The following is a 22492-nucleotide window of genomic DNA, read 5'->3' as shown; positions in this document are numbered from 1 at the left end:
CCACTCTCGTGAGAGCGCTCTCACGGCCGCGTCGACGCGGCCGCCCGGAGCGCCCCACCACCAGCGCAGTTTCCGCACCCCACCATGCCTGGACCTGGACCTGAGAGGGGTCATTCCATGGGCGTCAACCCACGCCGCCGGCTGGTCACCGCGACCGCCGCCGCGGTCGCCGTACTCGCCGCCGCCGCCGGTTGCGGCGGCGACGATGCCGCCGACGACGGCACCATCACCCTCACCGTCGACGTGTTCGGCCAGTTCGGCTACGAGGAGCTGTACAAGCAGTACGAGGCCGAGAACCCCGGCATCAAGATCGTCGAACGGGGCACCGGCACCAACCTCGACGAGTACTCCCCCAAGCTGACCCAGTGGCTGGCCGCCGGCAAGGGTGCCGGTGACATCGTCGCCATCGAGGAAGGCCTGCTCATCGAGTACAAGGCCAACCCGCAGAACTTCGTCAACCTGCTCGACCACGGCGCCGCCGAACTCGAGGGCAACTTCCTGCCGTGGAAGTGGGACCAGGCGCTGACCGCCGACGGCAGCCAGCTGATCGGGCTCGGCACCGACGTCGGCGGCATGGCGATGTGCTACCGCACCGACCTGTTCGAAGCCGCCGGGCTGCCCACCGACCGCGACGAGGTCTCCGCGCTCTGGCCGACCTGGCAGGACTACATCGCCGTCGGCGAGCAGTTCGTCGCCAAGAACACCGGTGCGTCGTTCCTCGACGCGGCGACCCAGACGTTCAACACGATCGTCCTGCAGACCGCCGGTGCCGCCGAGGGCTACCACTACTACGACCTGGAGAACAACCTCGTCGTGGACTCCAACCCGGCCGTCCGGCAGGCCTGGGACATCACCATGGACATCATCGACTCGAACCTGTCCGGCAAGTACGGCGCCTGGTCCGACGAGTGGGTGGCCGCGTTCAAGCAGGCCAAGTTCGCCACCATCGCCTGCCCGGCCTGGATGACCGGGGTCATCGAGGGCAACGCCGGCCCGGAGGCGGCCGGCAAGTGGGACATCGCCAAGGTCCCCGGTGACGGTGGCAACTGGGGCGGTTCGCACCTGGCGGTGCCGGCGCAGAGCGAGCACCAGGAGGAAGCGATCAAGCTGGTGAAGTTCCTGACCAGCCCGGAGGGCCACATCGGGGCGTTCAAGGCCAAGGGCCCGCTGCCGTCGTCGCCGCAGGCGCTCGACGACCCGGCGATCCTCGAGGCCACCAGCGAGTACTTCAGCGGTGCCCCGATCGGGCAGATCTTCGGTGAGGGCGCCAAGAGCCTCAAGCCGGTCTACATGGGACCGAAGAACCAGGCGGTCCGCACCGAGGTGGAGAACGCCGTCCGTACGGTCGAGCTGGGCCAGCGTACGCCGGCCGAGGGCTGGACCGACGCGGTGAACAACGCCAAGACGGCGGCCGAGAAGTGACCGGAGGCCGGGTGGCGCAGGTCGAGCCGGAGCAGCCGGCCGCCGACGCCACCCGGCCGGCCCGGCGACAGCCCGAGCCGCCACCGGCGCGGCCCCGGCTGTGGCTGGCCCGGCTGGACACCAAAGCATCCCCGTACCTGTACATCGCGCCGTTCTTCGTGCTCTTCGCGATCTTCGGCGCCTACCCGCTGGGCTACACCTTCTGGGTGTCGCTGCACGACTGGGACCTGCTCGCCGCCGAGCATCCGTTCGTCGGCTTCGACAACTACAGCAAGCTGCTCGGCGACGCCGACTTCTGGAACTCGGTGCTCAACACCCTGGGCATCTTCGTCATCTCCACGGTGCCGCAGCTGCTGCTGGCGCTGTGGTTGGCGCACCTGCTGAACCGGCAACTGCGGGCCCGTACGTCGTTCCGGATGAGCATCCTGATCCCGAACATCACCTCCACGGCGGCCGTCGCGATCGTCTTCGGCCAGCTGTTCAGCCGCGAGTTCGGCCTGATCAACTGGGCGCTGGACCTGGTCGGCATCGACGCCATCGACTGGCGCAACACCCGGTTCGGCGCCTGGGTGGCGATCTCGACGATGGTCGACTGGCGGTGGACCGGCTACAACGCGCTGATCTTCCTGGCCGCGATGCAGTCCATCCCGAAGGACCTGTACGAGTCGGCGTCGATCGACGGCGCCAGCCCGGTCCGGCAGTTCTGGTCGATCACCGTACCGATGCTGCGGCCCACCATCGTCTTCTGCGTCATCATCTCCACCATCGGCGGGTTGCAGCTGTTCACCGAGCCGCTGCTGTTCAACTCCGGCCCCAACCCGATCCGCGGCGGGCCGCTGCGCGAGTCGCAGACCATGACCATGTACATGTTCGAGAACGCGTTCGCGCCGCACTTCAACTTCGGCTACGGCTCGGCGATCGCCTGGATGCTGTTCGCCCTGATCGTCGTCATCTCGCTGGTCAACGTGCTGGTGATCCGCCGGCTCGGCAACAGCACCCGGAAGCAGGGGTGAGCACCGTGAAAGCCAGTCAGCACCTGTGGAGCGCCAGCAAACTGACGTACGCCACGCTGATCGTCGCCGGGCTGATGTCGATCTTCCCGATCTACTGGATGTTCGTGGTCGCCACCCGGTCAAGCGACGCCATGGGCCAGATCCCGCCGCCGCTGACCCCCGGCGGCAACCTGCCGGGCAACATCGAACGGCTGTTCGCCAACCCGGACGCGTACTTCCTGACCGGCATGATCAACTCGGCGATCGTCGCCGGCACCGTCACCTTCTCGGTGGTGCTCTTCTCGTCGTTGGCCGGGTTCGCCTTCGCCAAACTGCGGTTCAAGGGCTCCAACGCCCTGCTGCTGGTGATCATCGCGACGATGATGGTGCCGACCCAGCTCGGCGTCATCCCGCTGTACATGCTGATGACCCAGCTCGACTGGAACGACCGGCTCGCCGCGGTCATCGTGCCGGCACTGGTCACCGGCTTCGGGGTGTTCCTGATGCGCCAGTACGCCAGCCAGGCGGTCAGCACCGAGCTGATCGAGGCGGCCCGGGTCGACGGCTGCTCCACGCTGCGGATCTACTGGAGCGTGGTGCTGCCGGCGCTGCGCCCCGCCGCCGCCGTCCTCGGCCTGCTCACCTTCATGACCATGTGGAACGACTTCCTCTGGCCGTACGCGGTGCTCAACGACCCGGAGAACCCGACCGTCCAGCTGTCGCTGCGGGCCCTGTCGAACGGTTACTACAACGACATGTCACAGGTGTTCACCGGCACGGCACTGGCTACGCTTCCACTACTGATCGTGTTCATCATCTTTGGCCGCCAGATCATCGGCGGCATCATGGAAGGTGCTGTCAAAGCGTGACGAACTCAGCAGAGCCGACCGCGAACGGACCCATCCAGTTCCCCGACTCGTTCATCTGGGGCGCAGCGACCGCGTCGTACCAGATCGAAGGCGCCGCCCGCTCCGACGGTCGCGGCCCGTCGATCTGGGACACCTTCAGCCGTACGCCGGGCAAGGTGCACGCCGGGCACACCGGTGACGTGGCCTGCGACCACTACCACCGCTACCGCGACGACGTGGCGTTGATGTCCGCGCTCGGACTGCACACGTACCGGTTCTCGATCGCCTGGCCACGTGTCCGGCCCGACGGTTCCGGCCCGGTCAACCCGCACGGCCTGGACTTCTACGACCGTCTCGTCGACGAACTGCGCGGACGCGGCATCGAGCCGATCATCACGCTGTACCACTGGGACCTGCCGCAGACTCTGGAGGACCGGGGCGGCTGGACCAACCGGGAGACCGCAGAGGCCTTCGCCGAGTACGCGCGGGCCGTGTACGCCCGCCTCGGCGACCGGGTCAACACCTGGACCACGCTCAACGAGCCGTGGTGCGCCGCGTACCTCGGCTACGGTTCCGGGATACACGCGCCGGGGCGTACCGACCCGGCCGCCACCTTCCAGACCGTGCACCACCTGCTGCTCGGCCACGGCCTGGCCAACCAGGCGCTGCGCGCGGCCGGCGCGTCGACGGTCGGCATCACGGTCAACCCGACGTCGGCGTTCCCCGCCGACCCGACCAGCGACGCCGACGCGAAAGCCGTCGAACTGGTCGAGGACCTGCAGAACCGGATCTTCCTCGACCCGATCCTGCGTGGCGGCTACCCGCAGCGGATCCTCGACCACGTCAGCCGGTTCACCAGCCTGGACCACATCCGCGACGGCGACGAGAAAATCATCGGCGAGCCGATCGACCTGCTCGGCATCAACTACTACTCCCCCACCTACCTGGCCGCGAAGGAGGGCGCACCCGGTGGCGGCGGGGCGTTCCCCGGCACCGAGGGCATCGAGTTCATCGCCCCCGAACCGCCGCTGACCGCCATGGGCTGGCAGATCCAGCCGTCCGGGTTGACCGCGCTGCTGACCAAACTGGGGCGGGACTACCCGGGCGTACCGATGATCATCACCGAAAACGGCGCAGCCTTCCCCGACCAGCTCGCCCCCGACGGCGACCGGGTCGACGACACCGACCGGATCGCCTACCTCGACGGGCACCTGCGGGCCGCGCACGCCGCGATCGCCGCCGGGGTCGACCTGCGCGGCTACCTGGTGTGGTCCCTGCTCGACAACTTCGAGTGGGCCGAAGGTTACGCAAAGCGATTCGGCATCGTGTACGTGGACTACCTGACCCAGCGGCGGGTGCCGAAGGCCAGTGCACGGTGGTACCAAGAAGTGATCCGCCGCAACGGCATCGGCTGAGCCGACCGGGTTCGCTGAGGTGGCGGGGCCTTCGACAGACGGGGAGCAGGCGTGCGCGTGGCCAGGGAACGTCCGACGCTGGAGGCGGTGGCCCGCCGGGCCGGCGTGTCCCGGGCCACCGTCTCCCGCGTGGTGAACGGCTCCACCACCGTCGCCGAACCGATCCAGGACGCGGTGCGCCGGGCGGTCCAGGAACTGGGGTACGTCCCCAACCTGGCCGCCCGCAGCCTGGTCACCCAGCGGACCGACTCGATGGGGCTGATCCTGCCGGAGACCGCCACCCGGGTCTTCTCCGACGACCAGGTCTTCCCCGGCATCATCCACGGCGTCAGCCAGGAGCTGGAGGCCGCAGACAAGCAACTGGTGCTGATGATGGCCGGCTCGGCGAGCAGCCACGACCGGGTCGAGCGGTACGCGATGGGCCGCCACGTCGACGGGGTCATGTTCGCCTCGATCCACGGCGTCGACCCGATGCCCGGCACGCTGGCCCGCAGCGGCCTGCCGGTGGTGTGCAGCGGCCGACCGATGGGCCAGGTCAGCGCCGGGGTGCCGTACGTCGACGTGGAGAACGAGGCCGGCGCCGAACGGGCGGTGCGCTACCTGTTCGAGTCCGGCCGCCAGCGGGTGGCGACGATCGCCGGCCCGCAGGACATGATCGCCGGCGTGGATCGGCTCTCCGGCTACCGTACGGCGGTCCGGGCGACCGGCGGGCGGTCGCTGGTCGCCACCGGCGACTTCACCCGCGAGTCGGGTGCGGTCGCGATGCGCCAGCTCCTCGACGACGACCCGGCGTTGGACGCGGTGTTCGTCGCCTCCGACCTGATGGCCCACGGCGCAATCCGTACGCTGCGCGACGCCGGTCGCCGGGTGCCCGACGACGTCGCCGTCATCGGCTTCGACGACATCGAGATGGCCCGCTACATGGACCCGGCGCTGACCACCGTTCGTCAGCCGATCCAGGAGATCGGCCGGACGATGGCCCGGCTGCTGCTGCGGTTGGCCGACGGCGAGTCCGTCGAGCCGGCCGTGGTGCTGCCCACCGAACTCGTCCGACGCGACTCGGCCTGACCTCCCTTTCTGACCCTGACTGACCTTGGCTGACGGGGTACGCGTGGTTTTGCGTGATCATGCAGATGAGCGCATTCGACGAAGCCGCTGGTCAGCCGAAATTCAATTTATACTTTTCCCTGTCGCCGCAGGTCGGCGCAGCCTCGTCAGCCAATGCTTTGCTTTGGGCAAGCATTGCCGCCAGCAAATGCGATAGCTACGGTGTCCTCACCTTCACGGCAAGGAAAGGGGACATTCGTGGGCACTCTCGCGAGAGCCGCCGTCACCGCTGCCATGGTCGTGGGCGCGATGGCCGCCACCGGGACCGCGGCGGTCGCCGCCGAGTCGTCGGCCAGCACCCGGGCCGACGCGACGACGAGCGCTGCGGCGGTCGACTGGTACTACGGCTACGGCAGCGGAAGCACGGCGAGCAGCGCGGCCTGGAGCGCCAGGTACCAGGCCGAGATCTGGGCGCAGATCGACGGCTACATCCCCATCATCGACTGTTACGTCGTCAGTTCGTACACCAACAAGATCACCGACACCTACTACACCGCGAACGTAACGCTGATCTGCTACTGATCGGGGTTCCCGGGCCGATACCCGTCACGCCGGTATTCCCGTAGGGAATAATTATTCCTCACAGGAATAACGGCGTGACGGGTATCAGTCTTCCGGACCCGTACCGGACACCCGGCCGCGCGTCCGCTCACTGGTCCCGATCGCCGGGCCGAACCAGCGGGTGAGAGCGTCGCGCAGCTCGTCCGGGTCCGGGTCCTCGGCGCTCGACGCCCACGCGACGTAGCAGTCCGGGCGCAGCAGCAGCGCGGTCGGCGGGGTACTCCCGTCCGGCGCGGTGACCAGGTCGATCTTTCCCGCGATCACGTCGACCCGGTCCCGCCACGGCTCGGTGACCGTGGCGAGGGTGCCGGTGGCGAGGGTGCCGGTGGCGTCGAGCAGCAACGGCCGGGCGGTCCGGGTCGCCTCGGCGAGCCGGACCGCCCCGGTGTCGGGGAACAGCACCAGATCCGGTGCCCACCGGCCGACCAGCGACCCACCCGGCGTACCCATGTCGTAGCGCAGGTCCGCGCCGGCCAGCAGGGCGGCGACCTGCGCGGCGGTGGCCGCCTCGGCGAGAAGTTCGGCGACGAGCGTCCGCAGCGCGGTGACGTCACTGCCCGGTGCGATCAGCGCCGACTGCGCCTGGGTCGACATGGTCACCCGCTGCGCGGCCGGGCGACGCTCGGCCTCGTAGGTGTCGAGCAGCCCGTCGGGTGCCCAGCCGTGCAGTTGCGCGGCGAGCTTCCAGCCCAGGTTGATCGCGTCCTGCAGGCCGAGGTTCAGCCCGGGGCCGCCGATCGGGGGGTGCACGTGCGCGGCGTCGCCGAGCAGCAGGACGCGCCCGTCGCGGTACCGCTGCGCGATCCGGGTGTTGCCGCCGACCAGCCGGCGCAGCAGATGCGGGCCGTCGCCGAGCGGCGGGCCGAACGGCACGTCGGCGCCGAGCACCCGGGCGACGCTGGCCCGCATCTCGGCCAGGGTCATCGGCGTGTCGCCGTAGTCGGTCGATTCGGGCCACTCGACCGTGGTGACGGCCGGCTGGCGGCCGGGAAACGGCGCCCAGACGATCAGCCCACGCTCGGTGCGGGTGTGCTGGAACGGCGGGACGACGCCGTACCCGGGCACCGCCAGTCCTCCGGTCGCCGGGTCGACCAGGTCGGCGGGCAGGCTGACATGGGCGCTACGGCTGACCGAGTTGTCGACGGTCACGCCGGGGAAGCCGATGTCGGCAGCCTTGCGGACGACGCTCTGCCCGCCGTCCGCGCCGACCAGGTACCGACCGGTCAGTGTCGTGCCGTCGGCGAGCGTCGCCGTCACCGAGTCCGGTTGCTGGGTCAGCCCGGTGACCGCGCATCCGTGCCTGACCTCCACGCCCAGCTCGGCAGCCCGTGCGGCGAACAGCCGCTCAAGGCGGGGCTGCGGGACAGGCAGCGTGTAGACCGGGTTGTCGGGCACCTGGCTGAGGTCCAGGGGCAGCGCCCCGAAGACGTACCTTGGTTGCGGTTGTGGTTGCGTCGGGGCCGGGTGACCGGGAACGTGCTGGTCGTCGACGATCCGTTGGTACAGACCGCGTCGGTCGAGCATCCGCACGACCTGGCCGACCAGTCCGTTGGCCCGCTGCTCGGTGGTCGGCCCGGTCCGCCGTTCGCAGACGACCGGCCGGATGCCGGCGAGGGCCAGCTCGCAGGCGAGCATCAGGCCGTTCGGTCCGCCACCAGCGATGATCACATCGATCATGACAAGATCCTTTCAAGGGTACGGAGAACCCGCCCGTCGCCGCGTCGCGGCGACTGGGGCTGGTGTTTCGGGGTGGACCGGGGCTGACGGTCAGCGGGCGGCAGGCACCGGCAGACCAGCGGCGAGTTGGCTCAACGCGTCGGAGAGCAGTTGTTCCATCGGCACCGGCGAGTCGGCGTACACGAATTGGCGCATCACCGTGTTGATTGCGGCGCTGACGGTCGCCGCGACCAGGTTCGGGTACAGGTCCTGCTTGACGTCGGTGCCGGTGCGTTCGGCGACGGCCACGGCCAGCTCGGCCTCGGCGGCCGCGACGGCGCGCAGCATCTCGCCCTGCAGCGCCGGCTCGGCGAGCATCACCTTGAGCCCGCTCACCCAGTCGGCGTGGTCGCCCGGCGGTGCCTGCTCGACCTCCGGACCCGGCTCGAACTGTGCCATTGCCGCCGCCCGGATCGCCGCCCACAGTGGCTCATCGGCCGGGCGGGCCCGGAGCTCGTCGGCCAGCCGCAGACTGCGGTCGAGGTGCCGGGAGGCGATCGCCTCGGCCTTGCTGGAGAAGTAGTTGTTGAACGTGCGCGCAGAGACTCCTGCGGCCTCAGCGACGTCGTCCACCAGGACGTTGTCGTAGCCACGCTCCACGGTCAGCCGGATCGCCGCCCAGCTCAGCGCCGCCCTGGTCGCCGCCTTCTTCCGCTCCCGCAGCCCGCTCATGCCCCGACGCTAGCACAACTTGCGTGACCCGCAAAAGTTCGTACCACGCACTTTCCTAGTCGTGGGTCGGCGATGAGATCAGGCGTTTCATCGCCGTCAGGGTCTGGTCGATCGCGGTTGGAAGGTCGGGGTCGCCGTGCTGGTCGAGCCAGCGGGTCACCGCGATCCGGAACGTGGTCACGGCGATCTCGGCCGCCAGCCGGGCGGTCAGGTCGTCGATGCCGCGATCGCGGAAGCCCTGCTCCATGGCCTGCGACAGCAGCGAGAACTTGCGCAGCTCGCGCTCCTGCAGGGCGGGCTCGGCACCGATCACGGCACGTCGGCGGAGCAGGTAGTCGAGGCTGCGGCCCTCGAAGATCGCGGCCGCGGCGGGGCCCAGGCCCGTGGCGATCAGCTCCATCGGGCCGAGCGGCCGCGGGGCCCCGGCCATGAGGCGGGCCACCTGCTCGGGCATCGACTCCTCGCCAGCGAACAGCACCTCCCGCTTGTCGGCGAAGTGCCGGAAGAACGTACGGGTGGTGAGCCCGGCCCGTGCCGTGATCTGCGGCACGGTGGTCTCGGTGAAGCCCTGCTCGGCGAAGAGGTCGAGCGCGGCCCGCTCGAGCCGTTCCCGCGCGCCCGGCTGCCATCGACCCATGCCGCACATCCTAGTGATGACATGACGTGTCGTGCCGTGCAATAGTGATGACACGACATGCCATGACTGATGGAGGCGAAACATGGCGGGTGAGATCTGGGTGCTCGGCGCGACCGGCCGGATCGGCCGGGAGGCGGTGCAGCGCCTGCGGCAGGCAGGCACCGAGGTGGTGGCGGTTGGCCGCGACCGGGAGCGGCTGACCCGGACGGTTCCGGACACCCGGGCGGTGACCGGCACACTCGACGAGGTCTGCGCGCGGCTCGCCGCCGAGTCGCCGGCCGTCGTGATCAACACGGTGGGACCGTTCGCGGTCACCGCGCCGCAGGTCGCGCGGGCCTGCCCGGCCGGCACCCACTACGTCGACGTCGGCAACGAGCTGAGCGCGTTCGAATCGCTGCACGCCATGCACACAGATGCGGCGGCGACCGGTCGCACGCTGGTCTGCGGCGCGGGCTTCGGCGTGCTCGCGACCGAGAGCATCCTGCTGCATCTGCTGGCGGGCGAGGAAAAACCTTCCCGGGTACGCGTCGACGCGCTCGCGTCGGTCGAGGTCGAACCGGGTGCGCTCGGCGAAGCCCTCGCCGCCACCATCGTGCGCGCGGTGCTCGACGGCGGCCGCGAAGTGCGACAGGGCCGGTTGGTACGCACCCGGGCCGGCGGTGCCGCCGAGCGGTTGACCACCCCCGACGGCGACGCGGTCACCACCGCCGCCATGGGCAGCGGCGAACTCTTCGCCGCCTGGCAGGCCAGCGGCGCCCCGTCGGTGATCGGCGCCTCGGCTCTCGCCCCCGCCACCCCGGCCGCCAGGGCGGCGACGTCGGCCGCCGGCGGCCTGCTGCGGCTGCCCGGCCTGGCCGGCTTCGCCACCCGGCGGCTCGCCCGCGTCACGACGACCACGGCCAGGGAGCGCCCACGCCGGTCGTCCTGGGGCCGCGCCCGGGTCGAATGGCCGTCCGGCCGGGTACGGGAGGGCTGGCTGCGCACCGGCGAGGGCATGACGTTCACGGCCGACGCCGTCACCGAGGTGGCCCAGCGCCTGGCCAAGGGCGAGGGCCGGCCCGGCGCGTACACCCCGGCCAGGCTCTTCGGCCCTGAGGTGGCGCTGGCCGCCGGCGCCGAGTTCGTGGCCTGACCCGCTCCCTCGGCGACCGCGATTGTTCTAAAATCGAACAGTGAGCATCGGCGAGCGGGTGGCGGCGGCACGGGCAGCAGCTGGGCAGACCCAGGAGGGCCTGGCCGCCGAGGTCGGCATTCAACGCAGCGCCCTAGCCAAGATCGAGACGGGCGACCGCCGGGTGTCCGCACTGGAACTCGTGGCGATCGCCAGGACGTTGGGACGCAACGTCGAGTGGTTCGTCGAGCCGGGGCCGCCAGCCCTCGTCTCCTACCGCCAGTCTCGGTCCGGGCTGGCGACGCAGCCCATCGACGACGAGTTGGACCGCATCGCCCGCCACGTAGAGTTCGTCGTCAGCGAGAGTCCCGGCCTCACCGACGGTCAGCCCGAGCCCTTTCCCGCGCCGGCAACCTTGTCGGCGGCGGACAACCTCGCTGCCGAGGCTCGCCGCCTCCTGGGGCTCGATGCTCGGGAACCCGCGCGGGATCTGTCCCGCCTGGTGACCACGATCGGGCTACTGCCCTTCTCCGTAGAGTTGGGCGAAGGCGCCGACGCGGCGACCGTACTGCTGGACACAGGTGGGGTCAGCGTCATCAACGGCGATCAGAAGGTCGGTCGTCGCCGGCTGGCACTCGCACACGAGCTAGGGCATTACCTGGTCGCCGATCAGTACACGCTGGACTGGCGGGTGGCAGCCAGCGAGGCTGACGAGGTCGAAGCACGGCTGGACCGGTTCGCCCGGGCCCTGCTGCTGCCCGAGGCCGACCTACGGGAACGGTGGGCCGAGTGGTCGGCGATCCCGGATGAGGTCATGCGAGACACCGCAGTACGGGCCGGCAGCCACTATCAGGTTGACATGGCCACCCTGGCCCGCCGGTTGACCGAGCTGGGCCTTGTCGGCCAAGCGGAGGCCGACAAGATTCGTGCGGTCCGCACCAGCAAGGCAGACATCGAGGAGAAGAACCTACTGCCGAGCCAGGAGCTGGCACCAGTATCGCTGCCACGCAGCTACACCCAGGCGGTCCTGCGGCTGTACCGGCGAGAGATAGTCACCCTCGAACGGGCGCTCGATCTGTTACTCGGCACGTTCAACGCCGACGACCTACCCGAGCTGCCCCCGGCGAACGAGGCCGAGATCTGGGCGTTCACCTCGTGAATCCCGACCGACAGACGTACGTCCTCGACACCGGTCCGTTGAGCCATTTCGCCCGCAGCCAGTGGCTCGGCGTGTTAAAGGCCATCCTCGCAGAGGCCAGCGTGGTGATACCTGATGTCGTCGAGGACGAGTTACGCGATGGGGCAGCCCGGCATGGCTACCTGCAGATGGTGCTCGACGCCGACTGGATCGACGTGGTCCGACTCGATCAATCACCCCAGATCACCGCCTTCACCTACTACTCGCAGCGGCTCGTCGGACCGGACGGCAGAAACGCCGGGGAGTGCGGCGTTCTTGCCCTGGCCGAAGCCACACCCCGAGCGATCGCCGTTGTCGACGACCGGGTGGCGAGGAACGCGGCGAAGTCACGCCAGGTCGAGGTCCGCGGCACTCTGGGACTGTTGTGTGACGCGATCCGACAGGAGTTCCTCACCGTTCCGTTGGTCTCCGCGCTCGCTGATGATCTCCTGCAGAACTCGTACCGGCTGCCCTTCGGCCCAGGGGGTTTCGCGAAGTGGGCCAGCGACGAAGGGCTTCTTTGACCTGCGGGGCCGAGCCAGCGAGTGAGGGGCACTCGATGGGACCGATCGGGCAGGAACATCAGCCGAGGTCCGGCGGCCGGGCCAGGTCACGTGATGGCGCAACTCCGAACTCGACGTCGCCTTCGTTCAGGGACAGCGCGATCAGGTCGACGATGTTCCCGTGGCGGCCGGTCAACCGCTGGTAGTCCTCGATCGTAAGCAGCACATACACGGGGCGACCCCGATCGGTGATGAAGACCGGTCCGCTGCGAGCGGCGATCTTCGCCCGTCCCGTGTCCTGGTTGAATTCACGACTCGACACCGTCATGACGGTCATTGCTACCACCTCCCGACGACCAGCAAGTAGCAATGTTGCTACACGAGGCTATGGCCGTGGTACCGCCGACACGAGGGCGGTCTACCGAAGGTACCTGCTGCCCAACGACCCGACGAAGCACCACCCCGGATCTGTCGCTACGACGGCATGCGCTAGAGTCCGTGCGAGTAGGACTGTGCAGTGAGGATGCCCACCTCCTTGCGCACCGAGGCCGGCAAGTCGCCGCCTCGGCGCGGAGGGAGGTGAACGCGTATGCCTACACAAGCACAAGGCGACCCGTCGGGGAATGATCCGAGGAGGCTCAACCGACGGGTCAGCGGGGCGGCAGATCTCGTGTTGAGACTGCTCAACCTAGCGGTGCGGCTCCTGGAAGCTCTAACTTCCTGGAGCGGTGGTTCGGCGTAACAACTCGCCGGACCTGCCCTCGTTTCAAGTTGACGCTTGAGGCGAGGGCACCACCGTGATCACGGATCGTTAAACGATCCACGATCACGCAAGGCCGACTATCTCACTCGTCGGACGGCCTGTCAAATCGATTTGCCTTCCCCGGTGATCAGTACGTAGAACCCAGCCTCAGCCCGACCGACGCCAGCGATGAGCCCGAAGAGCCGACATCTCGGACGCGCGTTGGTTGGTCGCTCAATCGGGCGCCCAACTCCCGTTTGCGCGGGTTGGGCACCGCCGAGCGAGACAGGCGTGGGTCAGGGGTGGGTGGGGAGGTGGGTGACGAAGGTGGACCAGGCGGCGGGGGCGAAGGTGAGCACCGGGCCGGTCTGGTCCTTGCTGTCGCGTACCAGCACCGCGCCGGGCAGGTTGTCGGCGACCTCGATGCAGTTGCCACCAGCACCGTTGGACCTGGTCGACTTGCGGAAACGCGGGGTGCCGGTCAGCTCCATGTCAGCGCCGCTTTCTCGATCATGTCGCGGGACTCCGCGACGGGCAGGGCGTAGCTGCGGACATCTTCCCACGCTCGTTCGAGCCGGCGCACCTGCTGCAGGTCGTCGATGGGCTCGCCGCCGAGGTGGGTGTCCAGGTAGCCCACCATCCGGTCGTGCACCGTGCCGAGCGCGAACGGACCGTTGAGCCCGGCGTACGCCCCGGCGGTCGCCGGAACGACGTGCACCCGCACGTTGGGCCGGTCGCAGGCGGCGAGGATCGCGGTCAACTGCTCCACCATCACGTCCGGCGAGCCGATCTGCCGGTGCAGCACCGACCGGTCCAGTACCGCGACGAAGTACGCCGGACTCTCCGCCCGGGTCAGCACCTCCTGCCGGGCCAGTCGGTTGGCCAGCGACGTCTCGACATCGTCGACCGGGCCGATGTCGGTGAGCACATGTCGGGCGTACGCCTCGGTCTGCAACAGCCCCGGCACGACGGAGAGTTCGAAGCAGCGCAGCATGCTCGCCTGCGCCTCGCTTTCGGCCCACGACTGCAGGAACGGGGCGATCGACTGCCCGCGCGCCTGGGCCGCCAGCCGCTGGATCCGGTCGCCGGTCTCGAAGACGCCGTCGAGTGCCTTGGCGATCGCCGGCACCGGGACCAGCCGCCCCGCCTCGTAGCTGCCGATCGACGACCCACTCACCCCGACCAGCGCACCGAGCTGCTCCTGTGACAGCCCTCGCGCGGTCCGCTCCTTGCGGATGGCCTCCTGCAAGTCGATCATTATCGGCCCCCTTATCAGATTCGTAGGAACTCTCCGAGAACCCTCCGACTCCCACATCTTCCATCGGATGGGGTGGATAGTCCAGGGTGGAGGAGTAGGAAGTTGAAAAAGCAAGATCCACGGAGGACCGAGCCCCCGGGGCGCGTGCGAGAAAACCATTTCACGGCCACCGCCGTCAACACCGAACAGCCCAGGAACCCCCGTGCCAGGGCTGATCCGGTGCTGGTCCGTGGCCGAAACGCGGCCGACACCGCGTTCCCGCAAAGCAACACCGAAATGGAGTACGCACGCGCCCCGGGCCCCGACCTGATTGGTGCTCCGTGAATCGAAGACTGCCCTGGTTGCCGTACTGCCAAGGAGGGCTGCGGTGATTGGGGCGGGGTGGCCCGGCCGGTTCGGCAAAGCGGCCGGGCCACCCCTTCCACACACCCGACACGCAAGGGGAGGAAAACGCGATGCGAGAACTGTGGCAACGGTGGCGGGTCCGCTGGCAGCGGCGTCGGATGGTGGCCCTGCCACCGCGCGACTGGCCCGGCGGCAACGGCGTGTACCGCGTACCCGGAAATGGCCGCAACCAGCGACCGACCGGGTACCGGCCGATCCGGCCCTGGCAGGTCCGCAGCCAGCACTTCCGCACCGCCAGCCGACGCGCCCACGGACGTGGCCTCGACCCGGCCGACGTCGCGGCGTTCCTCGACCGGGTCGCCTACGACCTCGGTGTCCTCTACGCCGAGCTCGACCGCACGTACGAACAGAACGACCGGATCAAAGACGCGCTGCGCCGCTGGCAGAGCAGCCACGCGCCGACGGCCACCCCGTCGGGCTACCGCTGACTGAGCTACCCCCCGCCGAACGGCACCACCGGATCCACCATGCACAAGCCGTCGTCAGCGCGCATACCCGCCCTCACCTGTGGACACCACTACCATCGATCCAATGACCGACGACTTCTACTGCGAGCAGGCACTCAACGGCAAGACCCCGATCCAGGTCGTAGCCGAGACCGCCCACGTGCTCGCCTTCCATCACACCCGGCCCTTCTGGCCCGTCCATATCGTCGTCATTCCGAAACGCCATATCCCGTCACTGGTAGACCTCGGTGACGCCGACATCTCCGAGGTTCATCAAGTTCTGACCGTCGTCCGCGATATCGCGGCACAGGTCACCGCCGAACACGGCGCAGCCCGCGTCCTGACCAACCTCGGTGGATACCAGGATTCCAAACATCTGCACTTCCACGTCAACAGCGGCGAGCCGTTGCGTCACGACTGATGACCACCACCGCCAGCGCGATCATCGCTGGCCCAGCCCTTAGTCTCCCGGTCCGCCGAGCAGCCGGCGGGCGGCCCGCAGCGCGTCGACGCCCTCGCTGTCCGCGCTGGCAGCCGCGCTCGCCACAAAGACTTCGATCTGATCCAGGTGCGCAGGCTGAAGTCCGCGATTCGGCAGCGGAGCGATCAGCAGCGCGCGCCCGCTGGCGGTGAGTTCCTCGTACACGGGACCGTTTGTCGGCGTCTCGGCGTCGTCGGTCCAGATCAGCGGCCGTCCCTGGGCGACGACCTCCCGTGCGGCGTCGAGCAGCCAGACAGCTTGTCGCATCGCGTCACCTTCTTGGCGCGTCGCGCGGGTGTGACGGCATCGCCGGCACACGATGTGAGGCTGAGACACCTCATCCCGGTGTCGAGAGGTATCTCAGCCTCACATCAGGGCAGAAGCGGGTTGCCGGGTCAGCGGGTCGCGGGGTTCGCGGCGAGCATGGCGCAGAACAGGGCTCCCTGCTCGATAGCGTCGTCCAAGGCGACGTGCTCATGCTCGTGCTCGCCGAACCACTCGCGGGGCATGGTCCGCTTCGACGTCGTCCGGTAGCCGGTGCCCATCAGCGCCATGGCGTACGTCTTGATGTCGAGCGCCGAGTGGGAGAACGGGCTCGATCCGGTGAAGCGGATCAGGTACCAGTAGACGAACATGAAGTCGTACGCCGCCGGGTAGCCGATGAACACCGGCCGGCCCGGCAGCTGGGCCAGCCACTCGGTGTAGCGGGCCATCGCGACCGCCGGCTCCTCCTGGTCGGCCCGGCATGCCGCCCACGCCTCCGGCTGCGTCTCCCACCACGCCATGGTCTGCGGCGCGCCGCTGGCGCCGGGCAGCGTGACCAGGTTGGCGCTGAACGTGCCGACCAGCTCCTTGCCTGCCGTGTACGCCGCCGAGGCGAAACTCAACATCGAGTGCGGGCCGGGGATCGGCCCGTCCGCCTCGACGTCCGTGCTGACGTAGATCTCCGCTTGTGCCACATCCGGCACGGTACGGCACCTCCCACGCCGGGAGGCCCTCCATGATCGCGATGATCTTGCACTTATCGTTGAACAAAACGGACAAATCCTCGCGATAAGCGCAAGATCATCGCGATCATGGAGGTGGGTGGTCGGGTCAGCTCACGGCGAAGGTGGCCGAGGCGCGGCCGGCGGCGTCCGGTACGGCTTCCAGGTAGAGCAGGCCGTCGCGGTGCCGGACGTACTGGCCGGGGAAGTTGACCGACTCCAGCGACAGTTTGCCGGCGTCGGCCAGCCCGCTGCGGGCCATGAACGTGGCGTCTGAGCGGAACAGGTTCGACCCGTCGTTGGCCTCCACCCACATCTGGTGGTTGCGGTGCCGCAGGTAGTAGCCGGGGAAGTTGGTCGACTCCAGCGAGATGCCGGCGGAGTTTGCCAGACCGGGGACGACCCGGAACTGCGAATCGGCCAGGTTGGCGACGTTCGCCTCAAGACGGACCCGGTACTCCCAGTGCCGCAGGTAGCGGTCCGGCTGGTCGTGGGCGGCGAGCCGGACCGGGGTGCGGCCGTCCGGCACCGGTACGCCGAAGTTCGGCGTACCGTCGGCGTTCCAGTAGATCTTCTGCACCCGGGTACGCCGGTTCGGGTCGCTCAGCGGGTCGTAGCCGTTGCCGAGGTAGCGCTCGTAGTTGCGGGAGTGGTAGACGATGACGTCGCTGCCGTCCTCGGCGACGGTGAACGAGTTGTGGCCGGGCCCCCACTGGCCGGTACGGCTGTTGCTGGCCAGCACCGGGTTGGGGCTCTTGGTCCAGGACGACGCGTTCAGCAGGTTGCTGCTGGCCGAGGCGGTGAGCAGCCCGACGGCGTAGCTGGCATCGGTGGCGCTGGCCGAGTAGGTCATGAATACCCGGCCGTTGCGGATGATCACCGCCGGGCCTTCGTTGACCCGGTAGCCGCGGGTCTCCCAGCCGTACGTCGGGGTGCTGATCATGACCGGGGTGCCGGTGTAGGTCCAGGGGTTGACCATGCGGGCCAGGTAGATGTTGGAGTTGTTGCCGGCGTACTCGGCCCAGGCCAGGTAACGCACTCCGTTGTGGACGAAGGTGGTGGCGTCGAGGGAGAAGCTGCTGCGCGGTGGCTGGATCTGGCCGCGTTCGATCCACGGCCCGTCGAGCGGGTTGGCGGCGGAGGATTCCAGCACGTACGGGCGGATGGCCCAGATGTCCTCGGCCCGGCCGGCGGCGAAGTGGATGTACCACTTGCCGTCGATGAAGTGCAGCTCGGGTGCCCAGATGTGCGCGCCCATCTCGCCGGTGGCGTGCTTGCGCCAGATGACCCGTTCGGTGGCGGTGGCCAGGCCCTGCAGGGTGGTGGCGCGGCGCAACACGATCCGGTCGTACTCGGGGACGGTGGCGATGAAGTAGTAGTAGCCGTCGGTGTGCCGGTAGACGTGCGGGTCGGCGCGCTGCTCGGCGATCGGGTTGGTGAACTGCGCCGTGGTGGAGAGGTTCGACGCCGTGACGGTGTCCGCCGACGGTGCGGGTTCCGCCGACGCTGCGGGTTCCGCCGACGCCGTGAGTTGCGCGCTGGCCGGGGTCGTCACGAGGGTCGTCGCCACGGTGGCCAGGATGACGGCTGTCGCCAGCTGCCTCGCCACCGGTCTCGTTCGGTGCATCGACGCTGCCTTTCGATGGACGGGCAGGGCTGTGCCGGTCAGACGCGACGCGGCCCCGGTTTCCCTCGCAGTGTTTGCGTTAACATCGACCGAGGTCAAGGGTTGCCCGACATCTTTTCGACACCTGCACGAAACAGGCGGGCCGACCGGGGCGCCACGCCCCGGCCGGCCCGCCGCCCGCCGTCGAACTACTTGCCGCCGTCGGTCAGGCTCACCAGCGCCTGCGCGGTCCGGAAGTACGGGTTGCGGCCGAGGTCGCCGACGGTGACCACGCCGAACGCGTCCTTGAGCAGCTTGGCATCGCTGTCGCTGACGCCCTTCAGGGCGGCGACCGGAGCGTCGACGATCTCGGCCAGAGACTTGTCCTGGTAGGCCTTGTCGACAAGGGTCGTGAGGTCAGCGGTGACCGGCATCGGGTGTCTTCTCCTTCTGTTCGGGGTCGTGGCACGGCCCGGGTCGGGCCGGCCAGGTCGTGGGGCGGCTACTCCTCGTCGAACTCTTCCTCGCCGCCGTCGTCGCCCTCGGCCACCGCGCCGTCGTCGTCGCCGAACGCGTCGAACGCCTGCTCGGCGAGCATCCCGGCGCCGAAGCCCAGCGCGGCACCGCCGACCGCACCGGCGATCACCCCGCCCATCCCCGGGCCGCGGTCCTCGTGCTCCGGGTGATGGCCGGGCCCGTACGGACCCGGAGCGCCGTAGCCGGCAGGAGCGCCGTAGCCCGGCGCGGGGTAGCCGCCGCCGAGCAGTGTCTGCCGCTGGTCGAGCGCCTGGCGGATCCAGCCGTCGACGTGGCTGGTCCAGTCGAGTCGGTCGGCGTCGTCGTGCGCGACGCGGTAGTGGCCGTACGAGTCGTGGCCGGGGGTGAACAGCCCGGCCTGCTTGTCGAACTCGAGCACCACGGCGACGCCGTACGGGTCGGCCAGGAAGGTCAGCTCGACCTGGCGGACACCGGGGTACTGCGGCGGGGCGACGTACTCGATCTCCTGGTAGAACGGCAGCGTCTGGGGCAGCCCGGCCAGCTGCCCGTACTCCAGGTCGGCGCCGACGAACTGGAAGCCGAGGGTGCCGAACGCCTCGAGGATCCGCTCCTGCACCGGCAGTGGGTGCACGGCGACCGGGTCGAGGTCGCCGGGGTCGGCCGCGCCGCGTGCGGAGACCGAGGTACGCAGGCCCAGGGTCATCCCGGACAGCGGCTGGCCGTAGAAGTGGGTGATCGGGGTCTCCCAGGGCAGTTCGACCTGGAACGGCAGGCTCAGCTGCTGGTCGGCGGCCAACTGCAGCGCTCCGGCGACGTACACCTGATGGAACTCGACGCCGGCGGTCTCCTCCTGCTCGCCGCCCTCGACCTCGACCCGGGTGACCAGGCCGACCGTGACCTGGTCGAGCTCGGTGTCGAAGTTGCCGCCAGCGAGGTCGACCTGGCCGGTCAGCGCGAGGCCCGGCCGGGTGTTCGGGTTGGACAGGACGGCGTCGACGCTCGGCCCACCGACCCCGAAGGCTCCGAGCATCCGTTTGAAGACCACCTGACGTTCTCCCTGAGGTCGCAGCTGCGATGAGGTCAGCGGATCGACGGTTCCCTTACCTCACACAGCGGTCACGATCGTCTATTGAGGATTGGGACGCCGACATCGTAACGGCCCACGCTGGGAGGAACCTGAACGCCCGGTATCAACTACGAAAAGTTATATAGTGAATACTCTTCGGAGTAGTTCCCAGTCAACTCCCAGGTTGGCCCCCGTTCGGACCGTCTAGGCTGGGCGACATGTCGGATGACAGCGACCCACACAGTCCCCGCCGCCCCGTCGATCCGGAAGGAGCGGCGAGGCGGTGACGGAATGGATACTGCTGGGTGTCGCGGTGCTGCTGATCGCCGCCAACGCCCTCTTCGTGGCCGCCGAGTTCGCCTTCGTCACGGTCGACCGGGCAACCGTTGAGCGGCAGGCCGCCGCCGGTGACCGCCGCTCGGCCAGCCTGCTGCGCGGCCTACGTACCTTGTCGACCCAACTCTCCGGGGCGCAGCTCGGCATCACCGTGACCAGCCTGGTCGTCGGTTTTCTCGCCGAGCCGTCACTGGCCACCCTGCTACGCGGCCCGCTCGGGCTGACCGGCCTGTCCGAGGGCGCCACCACCGCGATCTCGCTGACCCTGGCGCTGATCCTGGCCACCTGCTTCCAGATGATCTTCGGCGAGCTGGTGCCGAAGAACTGGGCCATCGCCGAACCGCTGCGGGTCGGCCGGGTCGTCGCCGGAGCCCAGCGCGGGTTCACCAGCGCCGCCGGCCCGCTGATCCGGTTCCTCAACGGTACGGCGAACCGGATCCTGCGCGCGTTCGGCATCGAGCCCACCGAGGAGCTGGCTTCCGCCCGTACCCCTCAGGAGCTGGCGTCGCTGGTCAGCCGCTCCGGCGCGGAAGGCACCCTGGACGCGGAGACCGCCGAGCTGGTCTCCCGATCGATCGACTTCGGCGAGCGGACCGCCGCCGACGTGATGACCCCCCGACCCCGGGTACGGTTCGTCGCCGCCGACGCGCCCGTCGCCGAGGTGCTGCGGCTGGCCGCCGCGACCGGCCACGCCCGGTTCCCGGTCACCGGGGACGGGGTCGACGAGGTGCTCGGCGCGGTTCACTTCAAGCACGCGCTCGCCGTACCGGCCGATGAGCGCGACGCCCAGCAGGTCCGATCGGTCATGGTCGAGCTGCCCGAGGTGCCGGAGACCGCCGAGCTCGACCCGCTGCTCGCCACGCTGCGCGGCCGCGGGCTGCAGATGGCGGTGGTGGTCGACGAGTACGGCGGCACCGCCGGCATCGTCACCCTGGAGGACCTCGTCGAGGAGATCGTCGGCGAGATCGCCGACGAACAGGACCGCCCGACCGGCCGGCATCTGCAGGCCGCCGACGGCTCGTGGCAGCTCTCCGGACTGCTGCGCCCCGACGAGGCGGCCCGGCTGACCGGGCTCGACCTGCCGGAAGGCCGGATCTCCGACACCCTCGGTGGTGTGATCATCGAGGAACTCGGCCGGCTGCCCCGGGTCGGTGACAGCGTCACCGTGGTCGCCGACGACCGGGAGCACCCGGACAGCGACGGACTGCCGACGGCCGTACCGGTGGACCTGACGGTGACCCGGGTCGACGGCCGCCGGGTCGACCGGCTGCTGCTGCGCCGCGCCCCCGCGACCGCCGGTGCCGGTGCCGGTGCCGGTGCCGGGAACGCGCGCGGCCGCGCGAACGGACACTCCGCCGACCATTCGAACGGGACCGGATCATGAGCGACGGCGTAGCGATCCTCGTCGGCGTACTGCTGCTGGCTGGCAACGCCTTCTTCGTCGGCGCCGAGTTCGCGCTGATCTCCGCCCGCCGGACGCAGATCGAGCCCCGGGCCGCCGCCGGCTCCCGGCTGGCCCGGGTCACCCTGCGGGCGATGGAGAACGTGTCGCTGATGATGGCCGGTGCCCAGCTCGGCATCACCGTCTGTTCCCTCGGGCTCGGTGCCATCGGCGAGCCGGCGGTGGCGCACCTGATGGAGCCGGCCTTCGCCGCACTCGGGGTGCCGGAGGCGCTGGTGCATCCGATCGCGTTCGCCATCGCGTTGGCGATCGTGGTCTTCCTGCACATGGTGATCGGCGAGATGGTGCCGAAGAACATCGCCCTCGCCGGCCCGGAGCGCTCCGCGCTGGTCCTGGGCCCGGTGCTGTACGGCGTCGTCACCGTGTTGCGGCCGCTGATCTGGCTGCTCAACCAGGTCGCGAACATCGTGCTGCGGCTGCTGCGGGTGCAGCCGAAGGACGAGGTGACCTCCGCGTTCACCCGGGAAGAGGTCTCCGGGTTCATCGCCCAGTCCCGCCGTGAGGGCCTGATCGACGAACACGAGCACCGGCTGCTGACCGGGGCACTGGCGTTCAGCGACCAGCCGACGGCGAGGGTAGCGATCCCGCTGGAGTCGCTGGTCACGGTGCCGGCCGCCAGCACCCCGGTCGAGCTGGAGCAGCGGTGCGCCGACACCGGTTACTCCCGGTTCCCCGTCCTGGACGGCAACGCGGAGGTGGCCGGGTACCTGCACGTCAAGGACGTCCTCGGGGCACCGGCAGCCGACCGGACGCAACCGGTTGACGCCCACCTGATCCGGCCGCTGGTCACGGTCCGGGGCACCCAGCCGATGCGGGACACCCTCACCGTCATGCAGCAGCAGGGCGCACACCTGGCCCGGGTGGTGGACACCGACGGCCGGTTGACCGGTCTGGCCGCACTGGAGGACGTCATCGAGGAGCTGGTCGGCGAGGTCCGCGACGCCGCGCAGGCCGCCAGCCGCTGACCGCAGGGCGGTTGGCTGGCCGGCCGGCGGTTGGCTGACCGGCCGGTGGCGTGCCAGCTGGCTGGCGCTGGACGCACTAT

General features: G+C 69.5%; 24 protein-coding genes. 13 read left to right on the top strand and 11 right to left on the bottom strand.

Features of this window, described 5'->3' with window-relative positions; translation table 11 throughout:
* Nucleotides 1-117 precede the first annotated feature (117 nt).
* The 6 genes from O7623_RS24615 (at nucleotide 118) to O7623_RS24590 (ending at nucleotide 6306) form a co-directional block, all read left to right on the top strand.
* On the top strand, nucleotides 118-1422 hold the full coding sequence (locus tag O7623_RS24615; protein WP_282225359.1) for an extracellular solute-binding protein: 1305 nt from the start codon (nucleotides 118-120) through the stop codon (nucleotides 1420-1422).
* Between the two features lie 98 nt (nucleotides 1423-1520).
* The gene (locus O7623_RS24610; RefSeq protein WP_282229544.1) at nucleotides 1521-2435 is read left to right on the top strand and encodes a sugar ABC transporter permease; all 915 of its coding nucleotides are present in this window, start codon (nucleotides 1521-1523) and stop codon (nucleotides 2433-2435) included.
* Nucleotides 2436-2509: 74 nt separating this feature from the next.
* Complete coding sequence (locus O7623_RS24605; RefSeq protein ID WP_282229543.1) at nucleotides 2510-3283, top strand: carbohydrate ABC transporter permease; 774 nt, start codon at nucleotides 2510-2512, stop codon at nucleotides 3281-3283.
* The gene (locus O7623_RS24600) at nucleotides 3280-4677 is read left to right on the top strand and encodes a GH1 family beta-glucosidase (RefSeq protein WP_282225358.1); all 1398 of its coding nucleotides are present in this window, start codon (nucleotides 3280-3282) and stop codon (nucleotides 4675-4677) included. The genes O7623_RS24605 and O7623_RS24600 overlap by 4 nt, the downstream gene beginning before the upstream one ends.
* A 57-nt stretch (nucleotides 4678-4734) precedes the next feature.
* Nucleotides 4735-5745, top strand: a complete 1011-nt coding sequence (locus O7623_RS24595) for a LacI family DNA-binding transcriptional regulator (RefSeq protein WP_282229542.1) — start codon at nucleotides 4735-4737, stop codon at nucleotides 5743-5745.
* A gap of 237 nt (nucleotides 5746-5982) precedes the next feature.
* Nucleotides 5983-6306 carry a hypothetical protein gene (locus O7623_RS24590; RefSeq protein WP_282225357.1) on the top strand — a complete coding sequence of 108 codons (324 nt, stop codon included), beginning with the start codon at nucleotides 5983-5985 and terminating at the stop codon, nucleotides 6304-6306.
* Nucleotides 6307-6390: 84 nt separating this feature from the next.
* On the opposite strand, the gene O7623_RS24585 is transcribed toward O7623_RS24590, so the two are convergent.
* The 3 genes from O7623_RS24585 to O7623_RS24575 all read right to left on the bottom strand — a co-directional run bounded on the left by O7623_RS24585 (nucleotide 6391) and on the right by O7623_RS24575 (nucleotide 9370).
* Nucleotides 6391-8022, bottom strand: coding sequence for an FAD-dependent monooxygenase (locus O7623_RS24585; RefSeq protein WP_282225356.1), 1632 nt, complete (start codon nucleotides 8020-8022; stop codon nucleotides 6391-6393).
* A gap of 90 nt (nucleotides 8023-8112) precedes the next feature.
* A complete protein-coding gene (locus tag O7623_RS24580; protein ID WP_282225355.1) occupies nucleotides 8113-8733 on the bottom strand; it encodes a TetR family transcriptional regulator in 621 nt (206 codons plus the stop codon).
* A 55-nt stretch (nucleotides 8734-8788) separates the two neighbouring features.
* Entirely contained in the window at nucleotides 8789-9370 is a 582-nt protein-coding gene (locus O7623_RS24575; RefSeq protein WP_282225354.1) for a TetR/AcrR family transcriptional regulator, read from the bottom strand.
* Nucleotides 9371-9452: 82 nt separating this feature from the next.
* On the opposite strand from O7623_RS24575, the gene O7623_RS24570 reads away from it, so the two are divergent.
* From O7623_RS24570 to O7623_RS24560, 3 genes are read left to right on the top strand one after another with little or no spacing between them, the layout of a single operon-like run.
* Nucleotides 9453-10502 (top strand): saccharopine dehydrogenase NADP-binding domain-containing protein, encoded by a 1050-nt coding sequence (locus O7623_RS24570; RefSeq protein WP_282225353.1) that lies wholly within the window; start codon nucleotides 9453-9455, stop codon nucleotides 10500-10502.
* 40 nt (nucleotides 10503-10542) lie between these two features.
* Nucleotides 10543-11640 carry an XRE family transcriptional regulator gene (locus tag O7623_RS24565; protein ID WP_282225352.1) on the top strand — a complete coding sequence of 366 codons (1098 nt, stop codon included), beginning with the start codon at nucleotides 10543-10545 and terminating at the stop codon, nucleotides 11638-11640.
* 38 nt (nucleotides 11641-11678) lie between these two features.
* Entirely contained in the window at nucleotides 11679-12182 is a 504-nt protein-coding gene (locus O7623_RS24560) for a nucleotide-binding protein (protein ID WP_282225351.1), read from the top strand.
* 58 nt (nucleotides 12183-12240) lie between these two features.
* Here O7623_RS24560 and O7623_RS24555 read toward each other — a convergent pair whose 3' ends face one another.
* The 3 genes from O7623_RS24555 to O7623_RS24545 form a co-directional block, all read right to left on the bottom strand.
* Entirely contained in the window at nucleotides 12241-12498 is a 258-nt protein-coding gene (locus O7623_RS24555) for a type II toxin-antitoxin system Phd/YefM family antitoxin (RefSeq protein ID WP_282225350.1), read from the bottom strand.
* 701 nt (nucleotides 12499-13199) lie between these two features.
* Nucleotides 13200-13394, bottom strand: a complete 195-nt coding sequence (locus O7623_RS24550; protein ID WP_282225349.1) for a DUF397 domain-containing protein — start codon at nucleotides 13392-13394, stop codon at nucleotides 13200-13202.
* Nucleotides 13385-14161 carry a helix-turn-helix transcriptional regulator gene (locus O7623_RS24545; protein WP_282225348.1) on the bottom strand — a complete coding sequence of 259 codons (777 nt, stop codon included), beginning with the start codon at nucleotides 14159-14161 and terminating at the stop codon, nucleotides 13385-13387. The genes O7623_RS24550 and O7623_RS24545 overlap by 10 nt, the downstream gene beginning before the upstream one ends.
* Nucleotides 14162-14616: 455 nt before the next feature.
* On the opposite strand from O7623_RS24545, the gene O7623_RS24540 reads away from it, so the two are divergent.
* Nucleotides 14617-14994, top strand: a complete 378-nt coding sequence (locus O7623_RS24540; protein ID WP_282225347.1) for a DivIVA domain-containing protein — start codon at nucleotides 14617-14619, stop codon at nucleotides 14992-14994.
* A 103-nt stretch (nucleotides 14995-15097) separates the two neighbouring features.
* Nucleotides 15098-15433, top strand: a complete 336-nt coding sequence (locus O7623_RS24535) for an HIT domain-containing protein (RefSeq protein WP_282225346.1) — start codon at nucleotides 15098-15100, stop codon at nucleotides 15431-15433.
* 39 nt (nucleotides 15434-15472) lie between these two features.
* Here the strand turns inward: O7623_RS24535 and O7623_RS24530 are convergent, their stop codons facing one another.
* The 5 genes from O7623_RS24530 to O7623_RS24510 form a co-directional block, all read right to left on the bottom strand.
* The gene (locus O7623_RS24530; RefSeq protein WP_282225345.1) at nucleotides 15473-15760 is read right to left on the bottom strand and encodes a hypothetical protein; all 288 of its coding nucleotides are present in this window, start codon (nucleotides 15758-15760) and stop codon (nucleotides 15473-15475) included.
* A gap of 128 nt (nucleotides 15761-15888) precedes the next feature.
* Nucleotides 15889-16452, bottom strand: a complete 564-nt coding sequence (locus O7623_RS24525) for an exonuclease (RefSeq protein ID WP_282225344.1) — start codon at nucleotides 16450-16452, stop codon at nucleotides 15889-15891.
* Nucleotides 16453-16588: 136 nt separating this feature from the next.
* On the bottom strand, nucleotides 16589-18088 hold the full coding sequence (locus tag O7623_RS24520; protein ID WP_282225343.1) for a family 43 glycosylhydrolase: 1500 nt from the start codon (nucleotides 18086-18088) through the stop codon (nucleotides 16589-16591).
* 206 nt (nucleotides 18089-18294) lie between these two features.
* Nucleotides 18295-18519, bottom strand: a complete 225-nt coding sequence (locus O7623_RS24515) for a hypothetical protein (protein WP_282225342.1) — start codon at nucleotides 18517-18519, stop codon at nucleotides 18295-18297.
* Nucleotides 18520-18587: 68 nt separating this feature from the next.
* Nucleotides 18588-19628 (bottom strand): sporulation protein, encoded by a 1041-nt coding sequence (locus O7623_RS24510; protein WP_282225341.1) that lies wholly within the window; start codon nucleotides 19626-19628, stop codon nucleotides 18588-18590.
* Between the two features lie 304 nt (nucleotides 19629-19932).
* On the opposite strand from O7623_RS24510, the gene O7623_RS24505 reads away from it, so the two are divergent.
* The gene (locus tag O7623_RS24505; protein WP_282225340.1) at nucleotides 19933-21369 is read left to right on the top strand and encodes a hemolysin family protein; all 1437 of its coding nucleotides are present in this window, start codon (nucleotides 19933-19935) and stop codon (nucleotides 21367-21369) included.
* A complete protein-coding gene (locus tag O7623_RS24500; RefSeq protein ID WP_282225339.1) occupies nucleotides 21366-22412 on the top strand; it encodes a hemolysin family protein in 1047 nt (348 codons plus the stop codon). Before O7623_RS24505 ends, O7623_RS24500 begins: the two co-directional genes overlap by 4 nt.
* The last annotated feature ends 80 nt before the right edge of the window (nucleotides 22413-22492 follow it).

The sequence above is a fragment of the Solwaraspora sp. WMMD791 genome (assembly GCF_029581195.1).
Lineage (GTDB): Bacteria > Actinomycetota > Actinomycetes > Mycobacteriales > Micromonosporaceae > Micromonospora_E.
This window is presented reverse-complemented; position numbering and strand designations above follow the sequence as displayed.

What these genes read in the sequence shown, in the direction of transcription:
- O7623_RS24615 (WP_282225359.1), top strand. Translation starts at nt 118, where the DNA reads ATGGGCGTCAACCCACGCCGCCGGCTGGTCACCGCGACCGCCGCCGCG.
- O7623_RS24605 (WP_282229543.1), top strand. Translation starts at nt 2,510, where the DNA reads ATGTCGATCTTCCCGATCTACTGGATGTTCGTGGTCGCCACCCGGTCA.
- O7623_RS24585 (WP_282225356.1), bottom strand. Translation starts at nt 8,022, where the DNA reads ATGATCGATGTGATCATCGCTGGTGGCGGACCGAACGGCCTGATGCTC.
- O7623_RS24580 (WP_282225355.1), bottom strand. Translation starts at nt 8,733, where the DNA reads ATGAGCGGGCTGCGGGAGCGGAAGAAGGCGGCGACCAGGGCGGCGCTG.
- O7623_RS24575 (WP_282225354.1), bottom strand. Translation starts at nt 9,370, where the DNA reads ATGGGTCGATGGCAGCCGGGCGCGCGGGAACGGCTCGAGCGGGCCGCG.
- O7623_RS24570 (WP_282225353.1), top strand. Translation starts at nt 9,453, where the DNA reads ATGGCGGGTGAGATCTGGGTGCTCGGCGCGACCGGCCGGATCGGCCGG.
- O7623_RS24555 (WP_282225350.1), bottom strand. Translation starts at nt 12,498, where the DNA reads ATGACCGTCATGACGGTGTCGAGTCGTGAATTCAACCAGGACACGGGA.
- O7623_RS24550 (WP_282225349.1), bottom strand. Translation starts at nt 13,394, where the DNA reads ATGGAGCTGACCGGCACCCCGCGTTTCCGCAAGTCGACCAGGTCCAAC.
- O7623_RS24545 (WP_282225348.1), bottom strand. Translation starts at nt 14,161, where the DNA reads ATGATCGACTTGCAGGAGGCCATCCGCAAGGAGCGGACCGCGCGAGGG.
- O7623_RS24540 (WP_282225347.1), top strand. Translation starts at nt 14,617, where the DNA reads ATGCGAGAACTGTGGCAACGGTGGCGGGTCCGCTGGCAGCGGCGTCGG.
- O7623_RS24535 (WP_282225346.1), top strand. Translation starts at nt 15,098, where the DNA reads ATGACCGACGACTTCTACTGCGAGCAGGCACTCAACGGCAAGACCCCG.
- O7623_RS24530 (WP_282225345.1), bottom strand. Translation starts at nt 15,760, where the DNA reads ATGCGACAAGCTGTCTGGCTGCTCGACGCCGCACGGGAGGTCGTCGCC.
- O7623_RS24515 (WP_282225342.1), bottom strand. Translation starts at nt 18,519, where the DNA reads ATGCCGGTCACCGCTGACCTCACGACCCTTGTCGACAAGGCCTACCAG.
- O7623_RS24500 (WP_282225339.1), top strand. Translation starts at nt 21,366, where the DNA reads ATGAGCGACGGCGTAGCGATCCTCGTCGGCGTACTGCTGCTGGCTGGC.